Below are 19,467 nucleotides of genomic sequence, written 5' to 3' on the forward strand. Positions count from 1 at the left end.
CGACGACTACCGACCGGAGCCCTCACCCATGCGAACCGACGCGATTCTCGGACTGGCGATCTCCCTGGCCTTGCTGGGCGCAGGCGCGCGCTCGCAGCCGATCCCGCAGGATCGCATCCCGCGCGTCGTGACCATCGGGGCTGAGTTCAACACGCAGGACGACTTCCTGCGCTGGACCGCCAACTACTACAGCGATCCCCAGCCGCGCGACGTGCATCGCGCGTTCGTGTACTTCCTCGATTCGGACCTGATGGCCGACGAGGCGCGCCGCATGCCCATCGCAGCGTTCTTCGGCGCCGCCGTGCGCGAGAACCCCGAGCTCGCCGACGCGCTGCGGCTCCAGGCCGAAGCGCGCAACTCGTACGAGCCGATCTTCGCGATCGCCAACGCCCTATGGCTCACCAACACCGACTGGGCGCGCGAGAAGCTGCGCACGATGGCGGCGTCCGAGCCCAACGAGCAGGTTCAGGTCTTCCTGACGAGACGCGCCCAGAGCGCGAGCCCGATCGCCGAGGGACGCGAGATCCGCTCGCTCGCCCAGATCGCGACGATCTGGGGCGAGTTCGGCGCAACGGGCAGCCCCCGGATCGCGGAGCGCATCGCCGAGGTCCTCCTCATCGAGTTCGAGGCCTCGCCGGACGCGCTGATCCTGCAGCAGGCCGCCGAACAATCCCTCCGCCTCCGTGCCCGAGAGCACGAACCCGTCCGGGCCGGCATCCGCTCGGCGATCGACAAGGCGTCGCCCTCCCCCCGGCGCGACCGTCTCGAGGCGCTGCTCGCCGAGATGACCCCGGACAAGCCGAAGGACTGAGCGCCCAGCGGGGGGCGTCGCCGGGAGCGTGGCCTAGACTCTTGGCCATTTCTCTGACGCACCCCGAACCGCCCGTTTCAGGGCGAGGGCACCCATGTCCAGCTATGTCGCCGAGGCGCTCGCGCACGTCCAGAAGAAGAACCCCCACGAGCCGGAGTTCCTCCAGGCCGTCGAAGAGGTCTTCGAGTCGCTCGAGCCCGTGTTCGCGAAGCACGAGAAGTACCGCAAGGCGCGCATCCTCGAGCGCATCGCCGAGCCCGAGCGTGTGCTCATGTTCCGCGTGCCCTGGATCGACGACAAGGGCGAGCCGCGCGTCAACCGCGGGTTCCGCATCCAGTTCAACTCCGCGATCGGCCCCTACAAGGGCGGCATCCGCTTCCATCCCACCGTCAACCTCTCGGTCCTGAAGTTCCTCGCCTTCGAGCAGGTCTTCAAGAACTCGCTCACCACGCTCCCCATGGGCGGCGGCAAGGGCGGCGCGGACTTTGACCCCAAGGGCAAGTCCGACAACGAGGTCATGCGATTCTGCCAGTCGTTGATGACCGAACTGGCGCGCCACATCGGCGCCGACACCGACGTCCCCGCCGGCGACATCGGCGTGGGCGGGCGCGAGGTCGGCTACATGTTCGGCCAGTACAAGCGCCTGCGCAACGAGTTCACCGGGGTCCTCACCGGCAAGGGGCCCAACTGGGGCGGGTCTCTCCTGCGCCCCGAGGCGACAGGCTACGGCTGCGTCTACTTCGCCGCCGAGATGCTCAAGACCAAGGGCCAGACGCTTGAGGGCAAGACCTGCGTCGTCTCCGGCTCGGGCAACGTCGCGCAGTTCGCAACGCAGAAGCTCATCGAGCTCGGCGCGAAGGTTGTCGCGATGTCCGATTCGGGCGGGTGCATCCACGACCCGGCCGGCATCGACGCGCACAAGCTCGCCGACATCATGGAACTCAAGAACGTGAAGCGCGGGCGCCTGAAGGAATACGCCGACAGCCACAAGGGCGTCGCCTTCCACGAGGCCCCGACCTCCGGAGCCAACCCGATCTGGGCCATCCCGTGCAACGCGGCCTTCCCCTGCGCGACGCAGAACGAGCTGAACGGCGACGACGCCGCCAACCTCCTCAAGAACAAGTGCTCCCTGGTCGCCGAGGGCGCCAACATGCCCTCCACCCCCGACGCGGTCGGGATGTTCCGCGAGGCGAAGATCCTCTTCGGGCCCGGCAAGGCCGCCAACGCCGGCGGCGTCGCCACCTCCGGCCTCGAGATGTCGCAGAACTCCCTGCGCCTCTCCTGGACGCGCGAAGAGGTCGACGAGCGTCTCCACGGCATCATGCGCCGCATCCACAAGTCCTGCGTCGACGCCTCGGCCGAGTACGGGACCCCGGGCGACTACGTCGCCGGGGCCAACATCGCCGGCTTCCTCAAGGTCGCCAACTCCATGATCGACCAGGGCCTCGTCTGATCGGAAGCCCCGGCGGGAGAAACACGCCCCGGACTTCGGGCGTACAACTCCGCATGGCGCAGACCCCGACCGGCCTTTCTCGACGCACCCACCGACCCCTCCGAGCCGCCCGCGCGATCATCGCGTCTGGCGGCTTTCTTCTTGCGCTGGCCGCGCCCGCGCTCGCGCAGGAGCAGCGGCAGGGCGCGCCGGGCGTCTCGCTGAACGCGCTCTCCGACGACCGCATCGACGACGCGCTGCTCGATCGGCTGGAAGCGTGGACGCGCCTCCACGGCTACATCCAGTTCTTCCACCCCAGCGAGTGGGCGTGGACGACGAACATGCTCGACGTCGCGCGCGACGGCTACACAGCCGCCGCCGCCGCGAACAACCCGGCGGCGCTCGCCCAGGCCCTCGAACGCGTCGCCCTCCCGGTCGGCCCCTCGGTGCAGGTCTGGCCCGCCGATGCGCCGGCGCCGGAGAGGCCCGACATGCGCCGGGGCGCCGATCGCGAAGGCGTCCCGGCGGTCATCGGCTGGCGCCACGACGGCTACACCTCGACCATGCAGATGCGTGGCCCGATGTTCAGCCGGCGCATCGCGGTCAACGCGACCGGTCGCGAGGCGATCGGTTACGGCTTCGCGCCCGACAACCCCTACGAGCGGACCCTCGCCGGGGGCGTGCGCGTGCGCGTTCCACACGCGCTCTGGGTCGACAAGTACGGCGCGGTTCTCCCCGATCCCGTCCCTCGCACGCGCCTGCGCCGCGACTGGCCCAACGAGTGGTCGTACCGCGACGCCTCGGAGCGCCTGGCGGCGATCGGGTACGCGTGGAACCTCGTGCAGCACTTCCACCCGTCGATCGACCGCGAGGAAATCGGCTGGGATGACGCGCTGCGCGAGGGCCTGCGCGACGCCCTGCTCGCCCGCTCGCGCGCCGACACGCTGACGGTCGTGCAGCGGATGCTGTCGCGCCTGGGCGACGCGCAGGCCGAGGCGTGGGACCCCGCGCTCCCCGGGCCGTTTCTCCCGATGATCGAGGTCGGCGTCATCGACGGGGCCCTCACCGTCGTGGGCGTCGAGAGCGTGGTTCGAGACAACCTCCGGATCAAGAAGGGAGACCTGATCACCCGCATCGACGGCGAGCCGAGCGCCGCCGTCCTCGCACGCTGGGCCGAGCGCCTCGGCGCCGGTCGACCCGAGGCAGCCGCGGCGCGAGGCGCGCTGGCGGCGCTCTCGGGCCCGCCCAGCACACAGGTCGTCGTCATGGTGCGCGATTCCGACGGGCGCGAGCGCGAAGTCACCCTCAACCGGTTCCGCCCGAGCTACCTCGCCGTCGACGACGGCAGCGCCCCGATCCGCGAGGTCTCTCCCGGGATCTACTACGTGGACGGCTCGCGCGCCGACGACGCCGACGTGTTCGAAGCGGGCAGGGACCTCCTCACCGCCGCCGGAGTCATCTTCGACCTGCGCAGCCCGTACACCTCGCTCGGCATGACCACGCTGGGCTGGCTGACCGACCGCGACGGGCGCGCGTCCGAGCAGTTCATCCACACACCTGTGCACCCAGACCGGACGCTCGTCGATGTTCGCAAGCGCGAGTCGCGCATCATGGCGAACCCGGCCAAGATGATGGGCAAAATGGTGTTCCTGACCGGGCCCGCGACCCGCGGCGATTCTGAGTTCGCAGTGCTCACCATGCTCGACTACAACCTCGGCGTCATCGTGGGCGAGCGCACCGCAGGCGCCCCTGCGATGGCCGCGATCGGCGTGCTCCCCGGCGGGCTCGAGATCGCGTGGACCGGCATCGAGTCGCGCAGTCTGTCCGGGGAAGAGATCTTCGGCCACGGCGTGCCGCCGAACGTCGAGGCGCCTCGCACGCGCCGCTCGCTCGCGGCCGGACGCGACGACGCCATCGACGCGGCGGTCCGCACGCTCGACGAGATCTTCGAGGCGATCCGCGGCGAGATCGACGCGCCGCCCGAGCCCTGAGCACTCGCGCTTCGCGAACTCAGTCCGAACGCAGCGCCAGCTCGATCGCCATGTACAGCGTCGCGATCTGGTCGAAGGCCGCGTTGTACCTCGCGACGGCCCGATCGAGCGCCGCCTGATCGTCGTTCTCGACCGCTCGGCGCAGCGTCGGCAGAGGCCACGCGGCGTACCCGCTCGTGTCGTCGGGGCCGATGTACAGGTTCCGGTGCCACAGCCCCTCGCTGTGCTGCGCCGGCACGACCCACGACCGCTCCATCACACCGAGAATCCCGTTGATGCCGCGAACGCGATCGGCGTGGATCGACCCGGCAGCGAGTGCAGCCAGCAGTTTCGGCTCGACCTCGCCGGCGCGCCGTTCGAGGAAAAGCGCACGCGCTTCGAGTCGCTCGGCGTCGAAGGACAGCCCGCGCTCCTCCGCCATCGCCGAGAGTCGCGCCAGGTGCGCTCGGAAACTCACGAGGACCCGTCGCTGGTCGAGCGGCACGATGTCCGCGTTCGCGAGGCGCGCCACGAGCGCGCCCGAGACCCGCGCGAGCTTCGCCGCGGGTTCGTAGTCTGGCAGCACGAAGGTCTGGTACCAGTGCAGCGAGTCGTACACCGAGTGGTAGTTCGGCACGGGCGTCCCTCCCACGCCCAGTCCGGCGCTGGGGATTCCGGCGTGGAACAGGAACGCGGCGTGGTCGGAACCGCCTCCCATGTCGCCGATCCGCGGCGAGGCGTCCGCGCCGCCCTGCGCGCCGATCCACTCGTCGAGCACCGTCGGCGCCTCGTCCTCGCCCATGCGTCCGAGCGCGGGGACCGCGTCCGCCGCGTCGGCAATGATCGGGCGCAGCGAGGGCCACGCGCTCGCGTTGAACCGCGGCCCCGACACCGCGGCGTCGAGATTGATGTACGCGATCGCGTCGCGCGTCAGTCGCTGGAGGTGCTGCTCGACCCACTCGGTCGAGCCGATCAGCCCGTATTCCTCGGCGTCCCAGCCGACAAAGAGGACCGATCGCTTCGGGCGGAGCCCGTTCTTCGCGGCCTGAGCCATGGCACGCGCCGTCTCCATGACGACCATCATGCCCGCCGCCGGATCCCACGCGCCGTAGACCCACGCGTCGTGGTGGCAACCGACGACGACGAGCTTGTCCGGCTCATCTGCGCCGCGAAGCAGCCCGACGACATTCGCGATGCGCTTCACCTCGCGTGTCTGTTCGACCTTGAGGCGCACGCGCAGATCGTCTCCGCCGGTCAGCGCGTACTCGAAGCCGAGCCCGCTCTGCCATTCCTGCGGCGCCGCCCTGCCCTTCATGCGCGAGAGGATCTCGCGCGCCGCGTCCCAGCCGATGGGCTGCACGGGGATCTTCGGGAGCCCCTCGACCTCCTCGATGGGGAGACGACGCGAGCCGGGCGTCGACGCCCAGCCCGGCGTGAGCGGATCGCCGCGAGTCTCGAGCGTCAGGATCGACCCGCGCTGGATCGTGGATCCGTTCGCCCAGACTCCGTCGGGATACTCCGCGCCGCGCGACGCGTCGGCCGGATCGGTGAACATGATCAGCCCGGCTGCGCCGGCGAGTTCGGCGTAATACGCCTTGTAGCCCCGGAAATTCCCGCCGAACCGCGCGAGCACGATCGCGCCGCGCACATCGACGCCCATCTCGGCGAGCTTCTCGAAATCCTGCTTGCGCCCGTAGTTCGCGTACACGACTCGCGCCGTCGCCTCGCCGCTGGCGCTGTAGGCGCTCCAGCCGATCTCCCGCTCGGCGACCGACGACCACGGGTCTTCCTCGAGCACGCGCTCGCGCACCGGGAGCGTCATACGCGTCGGCTGAACGATCTCGACCTCCGCGCTGATCGGCTCGGCCAGCAGGACATCAAACTCCGCGAGCGACGCCTCCAGCCCCATCTCGGTGAACTGATCGCGGACCCATCGCGCCAGACGCATCGAGCCGTCTGCCCCGGCGCGGTGCGGCTCAGCGGCGAGGCGCTCATGAAACGCGCGGAGCGAATCTTTGCTGACCGATCCGATCAACCCTCGCTCGTACGCGAGGTGCGCGTCCCATCGGGTGGGCGCGAAGCGCTCACGGGTGAACTTCGCGTCCTGCGCGATCGCGCCGGCGCACACCGATCCGAACAGGACCGCGCCCAGAACAACATCAGGAATCCGCATCGACCGCTCCTTGAGTCGCCGCACGGGCGGCGGGTGAAAGCCCGGGCTGTCGCACAGGTTACCCGATGATGGCGGCGATGCGCTCGACATCCGCTCGCCGGCACAGGGCCGTCCCCGAGGTGATGCAGGCCGCCGTTCCCGCCGCGAGGCCCAGGCGCACCGCCCGCGACATATCGCACCCTCGCGCGAGCGCGAGCACGACGCCTGCGACCATGCTGTCGCCCGCCCCGACCGTGCTGACCACCCGCACCGTGGGGGCGAGCACCCGCTCGCGAGATTTCGCGGTCACGAACAGCACGCCCCCTCCTCCCAGCGAGACCAGCACCGCCTCGCTCCCGCCCAGCGCCCGGAGCGACTCCGCCGCGTCGCCCAGCGCCGCGTCGTTCTCGAGCGCCCGGCCCGCGAACTGCTCGAGCTCGTGCTGGTTCGGCTTCAGGAGCGTGGCCCCCGCTTCTGCGGCGCGCTGAAGCCAGACACCGGACACATCCGCGATCACGCGGAGCCCGACGGCCTTGGCGGCGTGGGCGATCGTCATGAAGACATCTTCGGGCACCCCGTCCGGGAGCGAGCCGCTGACGACCAGGAACCCTTCGCTGGCCCGCCCGGCGAACGCCTCGCGCAGACTGCTCCCCACGCGCGCCAGATCGTCGGGCGTGAGCGTGGGCCCCGGCATGACGAACCTGTAGAGCGCGCCGGTGGCGCGAACGTTCACGGCGATGTTCTCCCGAGTCTCGCCCATGATTTCGACCGGGATATGCGTGACCGAGCAGCCCTCGACAAGATTTCGGAGGAGGTGGCCCGTCACGCCGCCGCAGGTGTAGACCGCCGTCGATTCGCCCCCCAGTTCGCGGATGACGCGTGAGACGTTCAGTCCGCCTCCTCCCGGCTCGCGCGTGGGCGAATCGCAGCGCAGCTTCCGCTGCGCCACGAGCCCGTCGACGGTCGTGGTCAGATCGATCGCCGGGTTGAGCGTGAGGGTGACGATCGGCTTCTGGGGTTGGGCGTTCATCTCCTACATCGTGCGCACCGCGTCGGCTCCGGGCAAGCGACGTCCGAATCCCCTGGTTCAACCCCGCGCCCCGGTTCTGCTATAAACAGACCCCAGCCCCCCCACCGACGAGAACCTGACGATGCCCAGAAGGCCCGCCTTACCCTGCTCACTCCTCGCGATCTCCCTCGCGCTGATCGCCGGGTGCGCATCCACGACGCCCTCATCGGCCCAGCCCCCTGCGCCCGAGCACGCGGCGCGAGGGGCGTCGGGCGTCCCGGCGAACCACTACGACTACTTCGGCGGCCTGCGCTTCGACGACGCCACCCCGCGACCCGTCGACACGATCGGGCACGAGATCGGCGAGCGGTTCACCCGCCAGCACCTGATGGCCGACTACCTGACCAGACTGGCCGCGCAGTCCGACCGCGTTCGCATCGAGCAGTACGGCCAGTCGCACCAGCGTCGCCCGTTGCACCTGGTGACGATCTCGTCCCCGAGGAACCTCGACCGCCTCGACGAAATCCTCGCGAAGAACCGCGAGCTGTTCGACCCTCGCGCCACGTCGGACACCCGCGCGCGACAGATCATCGAGACCAACCCGGCGATCGTGTGGTTCTCCTTCAACGTGCATGGCAACGAGGCGTCCTGCTCCGAGGTCGCGATGCAGGTCGCGTACACCCTCGCCGCCGGGCAGAACAAACAGGTGCAGGACATCCTCGACAATGTCGTGCTCATCATCGACCCGCTCCTGAACCCCGACGGACGCGAGCGATATCTCTCGTTCTTCGACAACGCGGCCGGCGCCTCGCCCAACCCCACGCCGGCGACCGCCGAGCACGACGAGCCCTGGCCCAGCGGGCGCCCAAACCATTATCTCTTCGATCTCAACCGCGATTGGCTCTGGATGGTGCACCCCGAGTCGCGCTCTCGCATCGCGCGATTCGTGCGGCACAAGCCGCAGCTGCACATCGACTACCACGAGCAGGGCGCCGAATCGCCCTACTTCTTCGGCGCTGGCGACTCTCCGTACAACGCGAACATCCCGGCCGAGACCCGGGAGTGGCTCGACATCTACGGCAAGGCCAACGCCGCGGTCTTCGACGAGCGCGGGCTCGAGTACTCCACGCGCGAACGCTTCGATTACCTCTACCCGGGCTACGGCAAGGTGCTCCCGGTCTACCACGGGGCCGTCGGCCTGCTCACCGAGAAAGCCGGTCACGGTCGAGCCGGGCTGAGCATCATGGTCCGCGACCGGTACGAGTTGCTCCTGCGCGATCGTGTGCGCGACCACTTCCTGACCGCGATGAGCTACCTCGAGACCACCGCCGAGAACCGCGTCGGGCAGCTCGAGCGTTTCCACCGCTTCGCCAAAGAAGCGATGACGCTCGCGCCCGACGAGCCGACCGCCTACCTCGTCACCACGGACACCGACCCCGCCATCCTGACGCGACTGTGGGATCTGCTCACGCCGCACGGCATCGAGATCCACTCCCTCGAACGCGACGCCGAGGTCGCCGGGCTCATCGAGTACCGCGACGGCAAGACCCTCGACCCCCGCGCGATCGCCAAGGGCGCGTGGGTCGTGCGCGTCGATCAGCCGATGGGACGGCTCGTGCGCGTGCTCTTCGAGCGCGAGACGCACGTGGAGGACCCGGACACCTACGACATCACCGCGTGGTCCATGCCGATCGCCTTCGGGCTCGACGCGTACGCGATGACCGGGCGTGTCGAACTGCCCATGACGCGCCTCGAGAAATGGGACGCGCGCCGGGGCGAAACCACGGGCGACGGCCGCGCGGCGCTCGTTGTCAACGCCAGCCAGCACGCGTTCCCCCTCGCCGCGAGCGCCGCGGCCCGCCACGACCTCTTCGGTCGCGTCGCGGCCCGCGCGTTCACGCTCGAAGACCAGCGTTTTTCGGCCGGGTCGCTCATCTTCGCGACGTCGCGCAACGACTCCGGCGCCCTCGACGCCTTCGCCGCCGAGATCAACGGCGCGGGGCTGAACGCGCACCGCGCCGGCGCAGGCATCCCCAGCGACGGCCCGGCGCTGGGCGCCGACATGAACCGCTACTTCGTCAAGCCCAGAGCGCTGCTGCTGAGAGGCCCGCAGTTCAGCTCGCTGTCCTTCGGGCAGCACTGGCACCTGTTCGATGTGGACACGCCCATCCCCTACGACGCCGTCAACGCCGACTCGATCGGCTCGGTGAAGTGGGACCTCTACACCGCGCTCGTCCTCCCAGAGTCCTCGCAGCTCGGGCGTGTGTTCGAAGGGGCCCGGCTCGACGCGCTCAAGTCCTGGGTCCGGTCGGGGGGCGTGGTCGTCGCCAGCGGTTCCTCGGCGGTCTGGGCCAGCCGAACGCTGCTCGATCTCAAGTTGGACGAGCCCGAACGCGACGAGACGAAGCTCAGCGAACTCTCCTGGGAGGAGCGTCGCCTGCGAGCCATCGACAACCGGGTCTCGGGCGTGCTGCTCCGCGCCGCGGTCGATCAAACCCACCCGATGGCGTCCGGCGCCCCAGCGTGGTTCGGCCTGATCAAGCGTGGTGCGAACACCCTGCCGATCGGCGACAGCGGCTCCGCCGTCGCCCGGTTCGAGAGCCCGGCGCTCGTGAGCGGGCTGATCAACGAGCGCAACGCCGCCCGCTTCGACGGCTCCCCGGCGATCACGCACCACCGGCTCGGCCGGGGTTCGGTGATCTGTTTCGCCGACGACCCCACCTTCCGAGGCTTCAACCACGCCGGCGCCCGGCTGCTCCTCAACGCGATCATCTTCGGCCCATCGATGTGACCAGCACGGATTCCCTCGCCCGGGCGGCGTAACTTTCCTCTCTGGCGCCCGACCCGAACCCCAACCCGTCAGGCGATCCCGCCAGGCGTCGCCGCTCCCGGAAACGATCGCGCAGACCGAATCGCGACGGCGCCCTCCCTGCGCCCGCCGGAGCCCCGACCGGGCCCGACGCGCCCACGAAACCGCCGCCGCGCGGCCCATCGCTCCCCAACGCGCCGCGCCTGCTCGCGGATCTCCGCGCCGCGCTCCCGCGCTGCATGGGCGCCGACAGGCCCCGGCTCGCGTCGCGCCTGAAGGGGCTCGAGCGCTCGATGCGCGAGGGCTCGCTCAACCCGGGCGCCCTCGACTCCGTACGCAGGGGCGTCGAGCGATCGGTCGCGCTGCGCGAGCGACGACTGCGCGCCAGGCCGCAGCGCATCCTCTACCCGACGGAGCTCCCCGTCGTCGAACGGCGCGAGGAGATCGCCGCCGCCATCCGCGATCACCAGGTCGTCGTCGTCTGCGGCGAGACGGGCTCGGGCAAAACAACGCAGCTGCCCAAGATCTGTCTCGACCTCGGCCTGGGCATCGACGGGCTGATCGGGCACACGCAGCCCCGGCGCATCGCGGCGCGCACCGTCGCGGCCCGCATCGCGGAGGAACTCCGCGTCCCGCTGGGCACGACGGTGGGCTACAAGATCCGCTTCACCGACGAAGCACGCGACGACACGCTCGTCAAACTCATGACCGACGGCGTGCTGCTCGCCGAAACGCAGAACGATCCGGATCTCGAGCGCTACAGCGCGATCATCATCGACGAGGCGCACGAGCGCAGTCTGAACATCGACTTCCTGCTCGGATACCTGCGCCAGCTCCTGCCGCGACGGCCGGACCTGAAGGTCATCATCACCAGCGCAACGATCGACCCTCAGCGATTCGCCGACCACTTCGGCGGCAGCGAGGGCCCGGCGCCGATCGTCATGGTCTCGGGGCGCACGTACCCGGTCGAGGTCCGCTACCGCCCCCCCACCGACGGCGATTTCGGTGACGTCGACGCGCAGGGCGTGAGCGAGCTGGACCTGCAGGACGAGATCCTGCACGCCGTCGAAGAGCTCGCGCACGAGGGGCCCGGCGACATCCTCGTGTTCCTGTCGGGCGAGCGCGAGATCCGCGAGACCGCCGACTCGCTGCGCGACCGGTACGTGAACAGGCACCCGCAGACCGAGGTGCTGCCCCTCTACGCGCGACTGTCGACGCAGGAGCAGCAGCGCGTCTTCGAGCCACACCAGAACCGGCGCATCGTGCTGGCGACCAACGTCGCGGAGACCTCGCTGACGGTGCCCGGGATCCGGTACGTGATCGACCCGGGCTTCGCGAGGATCAGCCGCTACTCGCCGCGCACGCGCGTGCAGCGACTCCCGATCGAGAAGATCTCGCAGGCGTCGGCGAACCAGCGGTCGGGCCGGTGCGGTCGCGTCGCGCCGGGCGTCGCGATCCGCCTGTATTCCGAGGAAGACTTCGCGGCGCGTGCGCCCTTCACCGATCCCGAGATCCGGCGCACCGATCTGGCGAGCGTGATCCTCACGATGCGCGCCCTGCGTCTCGGGCAGCCATCCACTTTCCCGTTCATCGACCCGCCCGAGGGCCGGTTCGTGCGCGAGGGCGAGGAGACGCTGCGCGAGCTCCACGCTCTCGACGAGCGCAACGATCTGACCGACATCGGGCGCACGCTCGCGCGCCTGCCCGTGCACCCGCGCATCGGGCGGATGCTCGTCGCGGGCGACGAGATGGGGTGCCTGGACGAGACCCTCGTGATCGCGTCGTTTCTCAGTGCGCAGGACCCGCGCGAACGTCCTCGCGACCGACAGGACGACGCGGCGGCCGCCCACGCGAAGTTTGCCGACGCCGATTCAGACTTCGTCTCCATCCTGAACCTCTGGAAGTTCTGGCGTCATCTCGCCGAGACGCTCTCGTCGAGCAGGCTGCGCAAGGCCTGCCGCGAGTCGATGCTGTCGTTCGTGCGGATGCGCGAGTGGCAGGACGTTCACCGCCAGCTCAAGGACCTGGCGCACGAGCTGGGGCTGCGGATCAACGAGAAGCCCTGCGACCCCGGCAGCGTGCACACGGCCCTGCTGACGGGCCTGCTCACGAGCGTGGGGCGGAAGGGGGAGGACGGCTTCGAGTACGCCGGCACGGGCGGGAACAAGTTCGCGATCCACCCCGGGTCGAACCTCTACCAGAACCGGCCCAAGTGGGTCGTCGCCGGCGAGCTGGTGCGCACGACGCGCCTCTACGCGCGCACCGCGGCGCGCGTGCAGCCCGAGTGGATCGAGCGCGCCGGCGCCCACTTGCTGACGCGCCAGCACTCCGACCCGTACTGGGACCCTGAGCGAGCGAAAGTGTTCGCGTTCGAGAAGGTGTCGCTCTTCGGGCTGGTGCTCGTCGAGCGCCGCCGCGTGGACTTCGGCTCGGTCGATCCGCGCCAGGCGCGCGAGATCTTCATCCACCACGCGCTGGTCGAGTCAGAATTCGCGACCGACGCGAAGTTCGCCCAGCACAACGCCCGCCTGATCGAGGACATCCGAGATTCCGAATCGCGCCTGCGCCGGCGAGACCTGCTCGCCGACACCTCGGCCCGCTTCGCGTTCTTCGACGCGCGCGTCCCCGCCCATGTGTGCAGCGGCGAGAAGTTCGAGTCCTGGCGGCGCCAGGCCGAACGCGACAACCCGCGACTGCTCTACATGACACGCGCCGACCTGCTCTCGCGCGTCGGCGCCGAGGCTCTCGGCGCCTTGTACCCCGACCACCTCGACCTGTTCGGCGAGCCCCTGTCGCTCGAGTATGTCTTCGAGCCCGGCGACGAGGCCGACGGCGTGACGCTGGTCGTCCCCATCGACCTGCTCCACCGCCTCGAACCAACGCCCTTCGAGTGGCTCGTGCCCGGCATGATCGAGGAGCTGATCGGCGAGCTCATCCGAACGCTCCCCAAGGGGGTTCGCAAGAGCATCGGGCCGACCCCCGACGCGACCGGCGCGATCCTGGGCATGCTCCGATTCCGCGAGGGCTCGTTCCTCGAGCAACTCGCGTCGGCCCTGCGCGAGGTCCGCGGCGCCCCGGTCGAGCCCGCACAGTTCGACCGGTCGCAGCTCCCGGCGCACCTGCGGATGCGATACCGCGTGATCGACGGGAAGCACCGCTCGCTCGACGCCGGGCGCGACCTCGCCGATCTGCAACGGAAGCTGCGCGCGCACGCGCGCGAGCGCCTCGACGCGATCGCCGACGAGGAGTGGTCGCGCGACGGCATCACGAAGTGGGACTTCGACGCGCTCCCCTACGCGGTCACCATCCGCCGGGGCCCGAGCGAGACTCTGGGTTACCCGGCGCTGGTCGAGAAAGACCGCGCGGTCTCGCTGCGCCTGCTCGAATCGCCGGAGGCGGCGCGCGACGCCACGCGGCTTGGGCTGCGCCGCCTCTTCGCGCACGCGATCCGCACGCAGTTCAAGATCCGCGCGCGCGACATCCCGCACCTCAACACGCTCGCCACGCTCTTCGCGCCGCTCGGGTCGACCGAGACGCTCCTCGATCATCTCATGCTGATGTTCGCCGACGCCATGTGCCTGCAGGGCGTCGACCACTCGACCATCCGCGACCTCGCGTCCTTCGAGCGCCGGCTCGACGACGCATGGACCCGCTTCGGCAAGGTGCGAGACGATGTCTGCGTTCTTGCGCAGAGCGTGCTGAGCGCCCGCCACGTCGCGTCGCTCGCGATCGACAGCACGAAGAAGATGATCCCCCTGTATGCGAAGACCGATGTCGAGGAGCAGCTCGCGCGTTTGGCGCCGGCCGACATGCTCGTCGCGCACCCCCTCGAGCGACTGCCCCACCTGCCTCGCTATCTCCGAGCCATCGATGTCCGTCTCGCGAAACTCATCCGCAAGGGTGAGGCCCAGGACCGGGAGAAGTTTTCTCAGGTTGACATCTTCCTTCGCGCCTACCTGCTTCGCAAGAGCCAGCACGAAGGACGCGGCCTCGTCGACCCCGAGCTCGACACGCTCCGCTGGATGATCGAGGAGTTCCGCGTGCAGCTGTTCGCGCAGGAGCTGGGCGCCGGCAAGGGCGTCTCGGTGAAGCGGCTGGACGAGCAGTTCCGCAAGGTCAGGGCCTGAGACCCCAGACCCCTTCAACGCCCGAACCGGCCGGCTCCGGGAACACTTGACAAGCCCCCGGCGTTCATCATGATGATGTCGATGCCTTCGCGCGTGCTGCTGGCGCTGCTGTTGATGCTGCACACCACCCTCGGGTGGGGGGCGTTCGCGCGGGGTGTCGGGGCGTCGGGCGCCGCGCGGACGATCCTCATCGATCCTTGCGGCGACGAGTGCTGCTGCGGCCCATCGCACTGCCCGTGCGTTTACGAGCTTCCGGTCCCTGGATCGAACACTCCGACACCCGCGGTCCCCTCGCAGCGGGGCGACCACGACGGGCCGCGTCTCTCGACGCCAAGGCCCGACCCGATCACCCCGGTGATCCAGCCCGAGGACGACAGCGTGGCCCACGCGTGGGCGACGCTGCACGCGAGACCGGCGGGCGATCTCTCCCGACGGGTCATGCAGCTCCAGTGCGTCTGGCGACATTGAGCGACGCGTCCGGGGGGACGGTGCGCGCCCAGCGCGCCGCCACTGCGTCGTTCTGAGCGTCCAGACCAACATTCTCACCACTGGAGCACTCATCATGCGAATCGTGCATGTCCTTCTTGCCGTTCTCGTTCCCCTGACTCTTTCGCTCGTGCTCACCGGCTGCGCTGCGACGGATTCGTCGCAGGCGTCCGCCGACGCCAGCGCGAACTTCTCGCGCGACACCACCCCCCTGACGACCGACGACGCGACCCTCAGCGTTCGCGGCCTGTCGTGCCCGAAGTGCGCGAACAACGTGAATCTCGCCCTCGGCAAACTCCCGGGGATCTCCGACACCCACATCGACATGGGCAAGGGCGAGGTCCACGTCGTCTTCGACCCGATCGCCAAGACCCGCCCGAGCAAGGCCCAGCTCGCCAAGGCGATCACCGACGCTGGCTTCACCATCGTCGACATCCGCACCAACTGACCGCGCGAACAAGGAGACCCCCATGCGAACGCTTCGCATGTTTCTCGCGCCGGTCGCGTGCTGCCTCATGTGCGTCCCTGCGCTCGCGCAGCAGGCGGTCTACACCACCGCCCCGACCCTGCCCGGCAAGGGCCAGGTCGTCACGCGCCACCTGCTCCACTTCACCAGCTACCACGACGACGGCGTCAGCGGCGACGATGTGACCCTCCTCAACTCCATCTCCTACGGGCTGACCAGCGACCTCGCGGTGCAGTTCGATCTCCCCTACCGATGGCGCGATGTCGAAGGCCTCCCCGGAGGCGACATCGACAACTCGGGGCTGCTCGATTCCTCGCTCTCGTTCAAGTGGCGCGTGTGGAAGCACGATCCCGGCCCGGTCGACACCATCCGACTCGCGCTCATCGGTGGCCTGCAGCTCCCCACGGGCGCGGACCGCTCGTCGAGCGACTCGTTCGACCCGTTCCTCGGCGCGTCGCTGATGCGGATCACCGGGAGGCATGGCTTCGGCGTCTCGGCGCAATGGCTGTTCACCACCGGGGGCGTCGACGGCGACCCGGTCAGCCCCGGCGACACGACCGATGACGTGCTCAACCTCGATGGGTCGTATCTGTTCCGAATCGCCCCGGCGACCTACGGCGAGGACTTCGCCGCCGCCCTCTACGCCGTGCTGGAAGTGAACACGGTCTACGAGACCAACGGCGACGCGGAGTTGTTTCTGTCCCCAGGCCTGCTCTACGAGGCGCCCCGGTTCGCGATCGAGGCGGCCGTCCAGCTCCCCGTTGCGCAGGACCTCTCCCACCGCCCCGAGCGCGAGTATGTCGTCACGCTCGGCCTGCGCCTGCTGTTCTGACAGGCCCTCCGACCGGGCGGGCGCACCCGCCCGGTCCATCTCCCCCCGGCAAGGGGCCTCCAGGACGAGGACCCCTTGCCGGGTTTCTTGTTTCTCAGGAATCCGAACGCTTCCGCCGGAGGTGGCGCGTCCTTCGCCGCCAGTGTCCGCTTCCCGGTGCACCCCGCGCATCTAGACCTTGACACGCGAGTTACGCTGTAGCGACCCACCCAGATGTAGGCGTGCCCCAACCGATGGCGGACGAACAACCGATCGGACAACCTGCGCCCGATGAGCCGCCGCACGAACCCCACGGGCTCGTGCACGGGGGCTCCACAGCCGAGCTGTTCTCGACGCTGGAGGAGGAGTTGCGCCAGATCGCGCGCCTCGCGCTCGCGAAAGAAAGAGGCGATCACACCCTCCAGCCGACCGCCCTTCTGAACGAGCTCTGGCTGCGCCTCGCGCGAGACCACCGGCTCGCCTTCGAATCGCGGAGCGCGTTCCTGGCGTTCGCGGCTCGAGCGGTCCGAAATATCCTGGTGGACCATGCGCGCAAGCGACTGGCGAGGAAGCGAGGCGGCAATCTTCAACGGACCGACCTTGGCAGCGCAGACCACGCCCTCGACGACTATGCCCGCTCGATCCTCGACCTGGAAGATGAGCTTCTGCGACTCGCCGAGATGCACCCGCGCTGCGCGAGGGTCTTCGAGCTTCATTACTTCGGTGGGCTCAGCATGAGCGACATCGCACCCCAGCTCGACATCGCGGAACGCACGGTCAGGAACGACTGGGCGACCGCGAAAGCCTGGCTTCGTGTCCGCCTGGACGGAGAGACGGACTGAATGTCCCCCGAGCGGTTCGAGCGCGTGCGAGACCTGTTCCTGCTCCTCCGGGAGCTTCCCGGAGAGGAACGAGACAACCTGCTGCGCGCCGAGTGCAAAGACGACCCCGAGCTGCTCACTCTGGTCGATCGGATGCTCAGCACCGACCGAGACGCCGCCCCCTCGCCGCTCGACGAGCCGCTCGTGCACGCGGCGCGCGTGCTCGCGAGCGTTGACGCACCGGACGGGGCGGCGCCCGTCCCCGACCGGATCGACAAGTACCGGGTCGTACGCCTCCTGGGAAGCGGCAGCGTGGGCGATGTCTATCTCGCCGAGCAGCAGGAACCGATCGCCCGGATGGTCGCGCTGAAACTGCTCCGCTCGGTGGGCGCAGGTTCCCGGAGCGCGTCGCGCTTCGCCATCGAGCGGGAGGCGCTCTCGAAGCTCTCGCACCCGAACATCGCGGGCATCCTTGACGCTGGGCGCGCTCCGGGAGGGCGGGCGTACATCGTGATGGAGCTGGTCGACGGGATGCGCCTCGACGAGCACATCCGCACCCACCAACCAACGGTGCAGGAGCGCCTGCTGCTGTTCGTTCAACTGTGCGCCGGAGTGCAGCACGCCCACCATCGCGGCGTGATTCATCGCGATCTCAAGCCCGCGAATGTTCTCGTGGTGCACGAGCCGGGCGCAGCGAGCGTCAAGATCGTTGACTTCGGAATCGCGAAACTCCTCGACAGCGACCGCTTCTTCGAACGGACGCTGACAGCGAACGGGCAGTTGCTCGGCACGCTGTCGTACATGAGTCCCGAGCAGCTCGATCCTTCGCTCGGTCCTGTGGACGCACGCTGCGACGTCTACGCGCTGGGGGTGATGCTCTACCAGCTCGTCAGCGGGCGAATGCCCTACGGGGACACGGACTCGGGACTTATCCACGCGATCAAGACCGCCGACCGCGTGTCGCCGCGGCCGTTGCCCGAAGCGCCCAAGGGCATGCGTCGGGACATCGAGACGATCGTGGAGCGTGCGATGGAGCACGACCCCGACAGGCGGTACCCCTCCCCGGCGCACCTCGCCGACGACGTGCGCCGCGTGCTGGCGGGCGAGCCGATCCTGGCGCGCCGGGCCTCGCTGGCCGCGAGGGTCGCGATGCTCGCGCGAAGGAACCCCCGGATCGCTTCGGCGCTCGCCGCGTGTCTGGTGGTGATCGTGTCGCTGAGCGTCCTGAACACGATCGCCGTTGTTCGGCTCGATCGTCAGGTCAGCAAGGAGCGCGACGCGGTGGCCACCATGCTCGACGAATCGCTCGAGCGTGTCAGACGCCTGAGCGGCGCGATCGACAGCCGGCGCGCGATGGCCGAATCGTTGCTGGCCCAGACCGAGCGCCTGCTCGCTTCTCGCCCGCGTGACGCGACGCTGCTGGAGTCCAAGGCGAGAATTCTTGATGAGCTCAGCGACCTCGCGATGGCCGAGCGTGATCGCGAGCTATGCCTGGACCTTCGCGAGCAGGTCGTCGATCTCTACACGCAGCTGCGCGCTTCGAGCCCGGACGACATCGATCTGGCGCGCAGGCACGCCGAGGCCCTCGTGAAAATCGGCGACCTGCTTGGCTCGACACGCCATCCGCGGGGATCGGAGCCGCTGTACACCCAGGCGCTCGCGATCCACGAGCAGCTCGTCGCCAGACACCCGGATCACGCCGGGGCGCTCGACGACCTCTGCTGGAGCTACGAACGGATGAGCACCATGTACTGGTGGCTCGATGACCGCCCGAACGCGCTCCGGTACGCGATGAGCTCCGTCGCGGCAAGCGAACGATTGGTGTCGTTGTCCCCGGACCGTTCGCTCAGCCACCACGCCGCCAGAGGAGCGAACCTCCACCTTTTCAATCTCCTCATCGGCGACGACGAGAGCGAACGCGCCCGTGCGACACTGGACAAGGCGTTGCACCACGCCCAGGTGGCCGCGACCCTCGAACCCGACCGGCTCGATTTCCTGCACGCGCGGGCGATCGTCCGGGATCGTGTCGCGGACCATGCGCTGGCAGCTGGACGTTTCGAGGAAGCGGAAGAACACACCCGGATGATGATCAGCGACGCCGACAGACTGGCTCGCGATAACCCGGTCCGGGCCGATCTCTTGTGGCTGCCCGTCATGTCTCGTGTCCGACTCGCGAGCGTGATGCTGGCGGCGTGCCGCCCGGCTGACGCGCATGCCGCCGCTCGGCTGGCCATCCGCTACGCGTACGCCCTTGATACCAGCGATGCCATCGTATCAATGGGGCGCCTGGATCTCGTGGTGTGCGATCTCCTGGACATGCTGGATCGAACGGCTGTGATGCTGCGGCCTTCATCCCCGGAAGAGCCGGTCACCTCCGGGCCACGCTCCAGTGCAGAGCAGGACAGCAGACCAGCCCCGGCAACGGCGCAAACTGAACGACCGCTGTATGACATGGGTCTTTGAGGGGCAGACGACGCTGCAGAGTTTCCGCGCCGAGTTCAAGGCGGGCAACGGTGGCACAGCCGCGTCTCCGTGGCCCGCTGGGTCAACACGCGCGACGACGGGGGCGGTAG

Annotated in this window: 12 protein-coding genes; 10 read left to right on the forward strand and 2 right to left on the reverse strand. The window is 69.2% G+C overall.

Translation table 11 applies throughout. The annotated features are described in order from the left end of the window. Positions 1–28: 28 nt before the first annotated feature. The 3 genes from KF684_01080 to KF684_01090 all read left to right on the forward strand — a co-directional run bounded on the left by KF684_01080 (position 29) and on the right by KF684_01090 (position 4,234). The gene (locus tag KF684_01080) at positions 29–811 is read left to right on the forward strand and encodes a hypothetical protein (protein ID MBX3351499.1); all 783 of its coding nucleotides are present in this window, start codon (positions 29–31) and stop codon (positions 809–811) included. Positions 812–905: 94 nt separating this feature from the next. Further along, positions 906–2,264 carry an NADP-specific glutamate dehydrogenase gene (gene gdhA / locus KF684_01085; GenBank protein MBX3351500.1) on the forward strand — a complete coding sequence of 453 codons (1,359 nt, stop codon included), beginning with the start codon at positions 906–908 and terminating at the stop codon, positions 2,262–2,264. A gap of 53 nt (positions 2,265–2,317) precedes the next feature. Next, on the forward strand, positions 2,318–4,234 hold the full coding sequence (locus tag KF684_01090; GenBank protein MBX3351501.1) for a hypothetical protein: 1,917 nt from the start codon (positions 2,318–2,320) through the stop codon (positions 4,232–4,234). A 19-nt stretch (positions 4,235–4,253) separates the two neighbouring features. Here KF684_01090 and KF684_01095 read toward each other — a convergent pair whose 3' ends face one another. Continuing rightward, complete coding sequence (locus tag KF684_01095) at positions 4,254–6,386, reverse strand: M28 family peptidase (GenBank protein MBX3351502.1); 2,133 nt, start codon at positions 6,384–6,386, stop codon at positions 4,254–4,256. 58 nt (positions 6,387–6,444) lie between these two features. Beyond that, positions 6,445–7,395 carry a 1-phosphofructokinase family hexose kinase gene (locus KF684_01100; protein ID MBX3351503.1) on the reverse strand — a complete coding sequence of 317 codons (951 nt, stop codon included), beginning with the start codon at positions 7,393–7,395 and terminating at the stop codon, positions 6,445–6,447. 121 nt (positions 7,396–7,516) lie between these two features. Here KF684_01100 and KF684_01105 point away from each other — a divergent pair, with 121 nt between their 5' ends. From KF684_01105 to KF684_01135, 7 genes are all read left to right on the forward strand, one after another. Then, on the forward strand, positions 7,517–10,165 hold the full coding sequence (locus tag KF684_01105) for a hypothetical protein (protein ID MBX3351504.1): 2,649 nt from the start codon (positions 7,517–7,519) through the stop codon (positions 10,163–10,165). A 257-nt stretch (positions 10,166–10,422) separates the two neighbouring features. Continuing rightward, positions 10,423–14,310 (forward strand): ATP-dependent RNA helicase HrpA, encoded by a 3,888-nt coding sequence (gene hrpA, locus KF684_01110; protein ID MBX3351505.1) that lies wholly within the window; start codon positions 10,423–10,425, stop codon positions 14,308–14,310. Positions 14,311–14,391: 81 nt separating this feature from the next. After that, positions 14,392–14,778 (forward strand): hypothetical protein, encoded by a 387-nt coding sequence (locus KF684_01115; GenBank protein MBX3351506.1) that lies wholly within the window; start codon positions 14,392–14,394, stop codon positions 14,776–14,778. A 94-nt stretch (positions 14,779–14,872) separates the two neighbouring features. After that, complete coding sequence (locus tag KF684_01120) at positions 14,873–15,244, forward strand: heavy-metal-associated domain-containing protein (GenBank protein MBX3351507.1); 372 nt, start codon at positions 14,873–14,875, stop codon at positions 15,242–15,244. 22 nt (positions 15,245–15,266) lie between these two features. Continuing rightward, positions 15,267–16,094 (forward strand): hypothetical protein, encoded by an 828-nt coding sequence (locus tag KF684_01125; protein MBX3351508.1) that lies wholly within the window; start codon positions 15,267–15,269, stop codon positions 16,092–16,094. 221 nt (positions 16,095–16,315) lie between these two features. Beyond that, on the forward strand, positions 16,316–16,915 hold the full coding sequence (locus KF684_01130) for a sigma-70 family RNA polymerase sigma factor (protein ID MBX3351509.1): 600 nt from the start codon (positions 16,316–16,318) through the stop codon (positions 16,913–16,915). Then, entirely contained in the window at positions 16,916–19,357 is a 2,442-nt protein-coding gene (locus KF684_01135; protein MBX3351510.1) for a serine/threonine protein kinase, read from the forward strand. It begins immediately after the preceding gene. The last annotated feature ends 110 nt before the right edge of the window (positions 19,358–19,467 follow it).

It is taken from the genome of Phycisphaeraceae bacterium (genome assembly GCA_019636675.1).
Taxonomy (GTDB): domain Bacteria; phylum Planctomycetota; class Phycisphaerae; order Phycisphaerales; family UBA1924; genus JAHBXC01.

Bases quoted from the DNA above. Each gene is read 5' to 3' on its own strand.
- KF684_01080 (MBX3351499.1), top strand. From the start codon at position 29: ATGCGAACCGACGCGATTCTCGGACTGGCGATCTCCCTGGCCTTGCTG.
- gdhA (MBX3351500.1), top strand. From the start codon at position 906: ATGTCCAGCTATGTCGCCGAGGCGCTCGCGCACGTCCAGAAGAAGAAC.
- KF684_01090 (MBX3351501.1), top strand. From the start codon at position 2,318: ATGGCGCAGACCCCGACCGGCCTTTCTCGACGCACCCACCGACCCCTC.
- KF684_01095 (MBX3351502.1), bottom strand. From the start codon at position 6,386: ATGCGGATTCCTGATGTTGTTCTGGGCGCGGTCCTGTTCGGATCGGTG.
- KF684_01100 (MBX3351503.1), bottom strand. From the start codon at position 7,395: ATGAACGCCCAACCCCAGAAGCCGATCGTCACCCTCACGCTCAACCCG.
- KF684_01105 (MBX3351504.1), top strand. From the start codon at position 7,517: ATGCCCAGAAGGCCCGCCTTACCCTGCTCACTCCTCGCGATCTCCCTC.
- hrpA (MBX3351505.1), top strand. From the start codon at position 10,423: ATGGGCGCCGACAGGCCCCGGCTCGCGTCGCGCCTGAAGGGGCTCGAG.
- KF684_01115 (MBX3351506.1), top strand. From the start codon at position 14,392: ATGCCTTCGCGCGTGCTGCTGGCGCTGCTGTTGATGCTGCACACCACC.
- KF684_01120 (MBX3351507.1), top strand. From the start codon at position 14,873: ATGCGAATCGTGCATGTCCTTCTTGCCGTTCTCGTTCCCCTGACTCTT.
- KF684_01125 (MBX3351508.1), top strand. From the start codon at position 15,267: ATGCGAACGCTTCGCATGTTTCTCGCGCCGGTCGCGTGCTGCCTCATG.
- KF684_01135 (MBX3351510.1), top strand. From the start codon at position 16,916: ATGTCCCCCGAGCGGTTCGAGCGCGTGCGAGACCTGTTCCTGCTCCTC.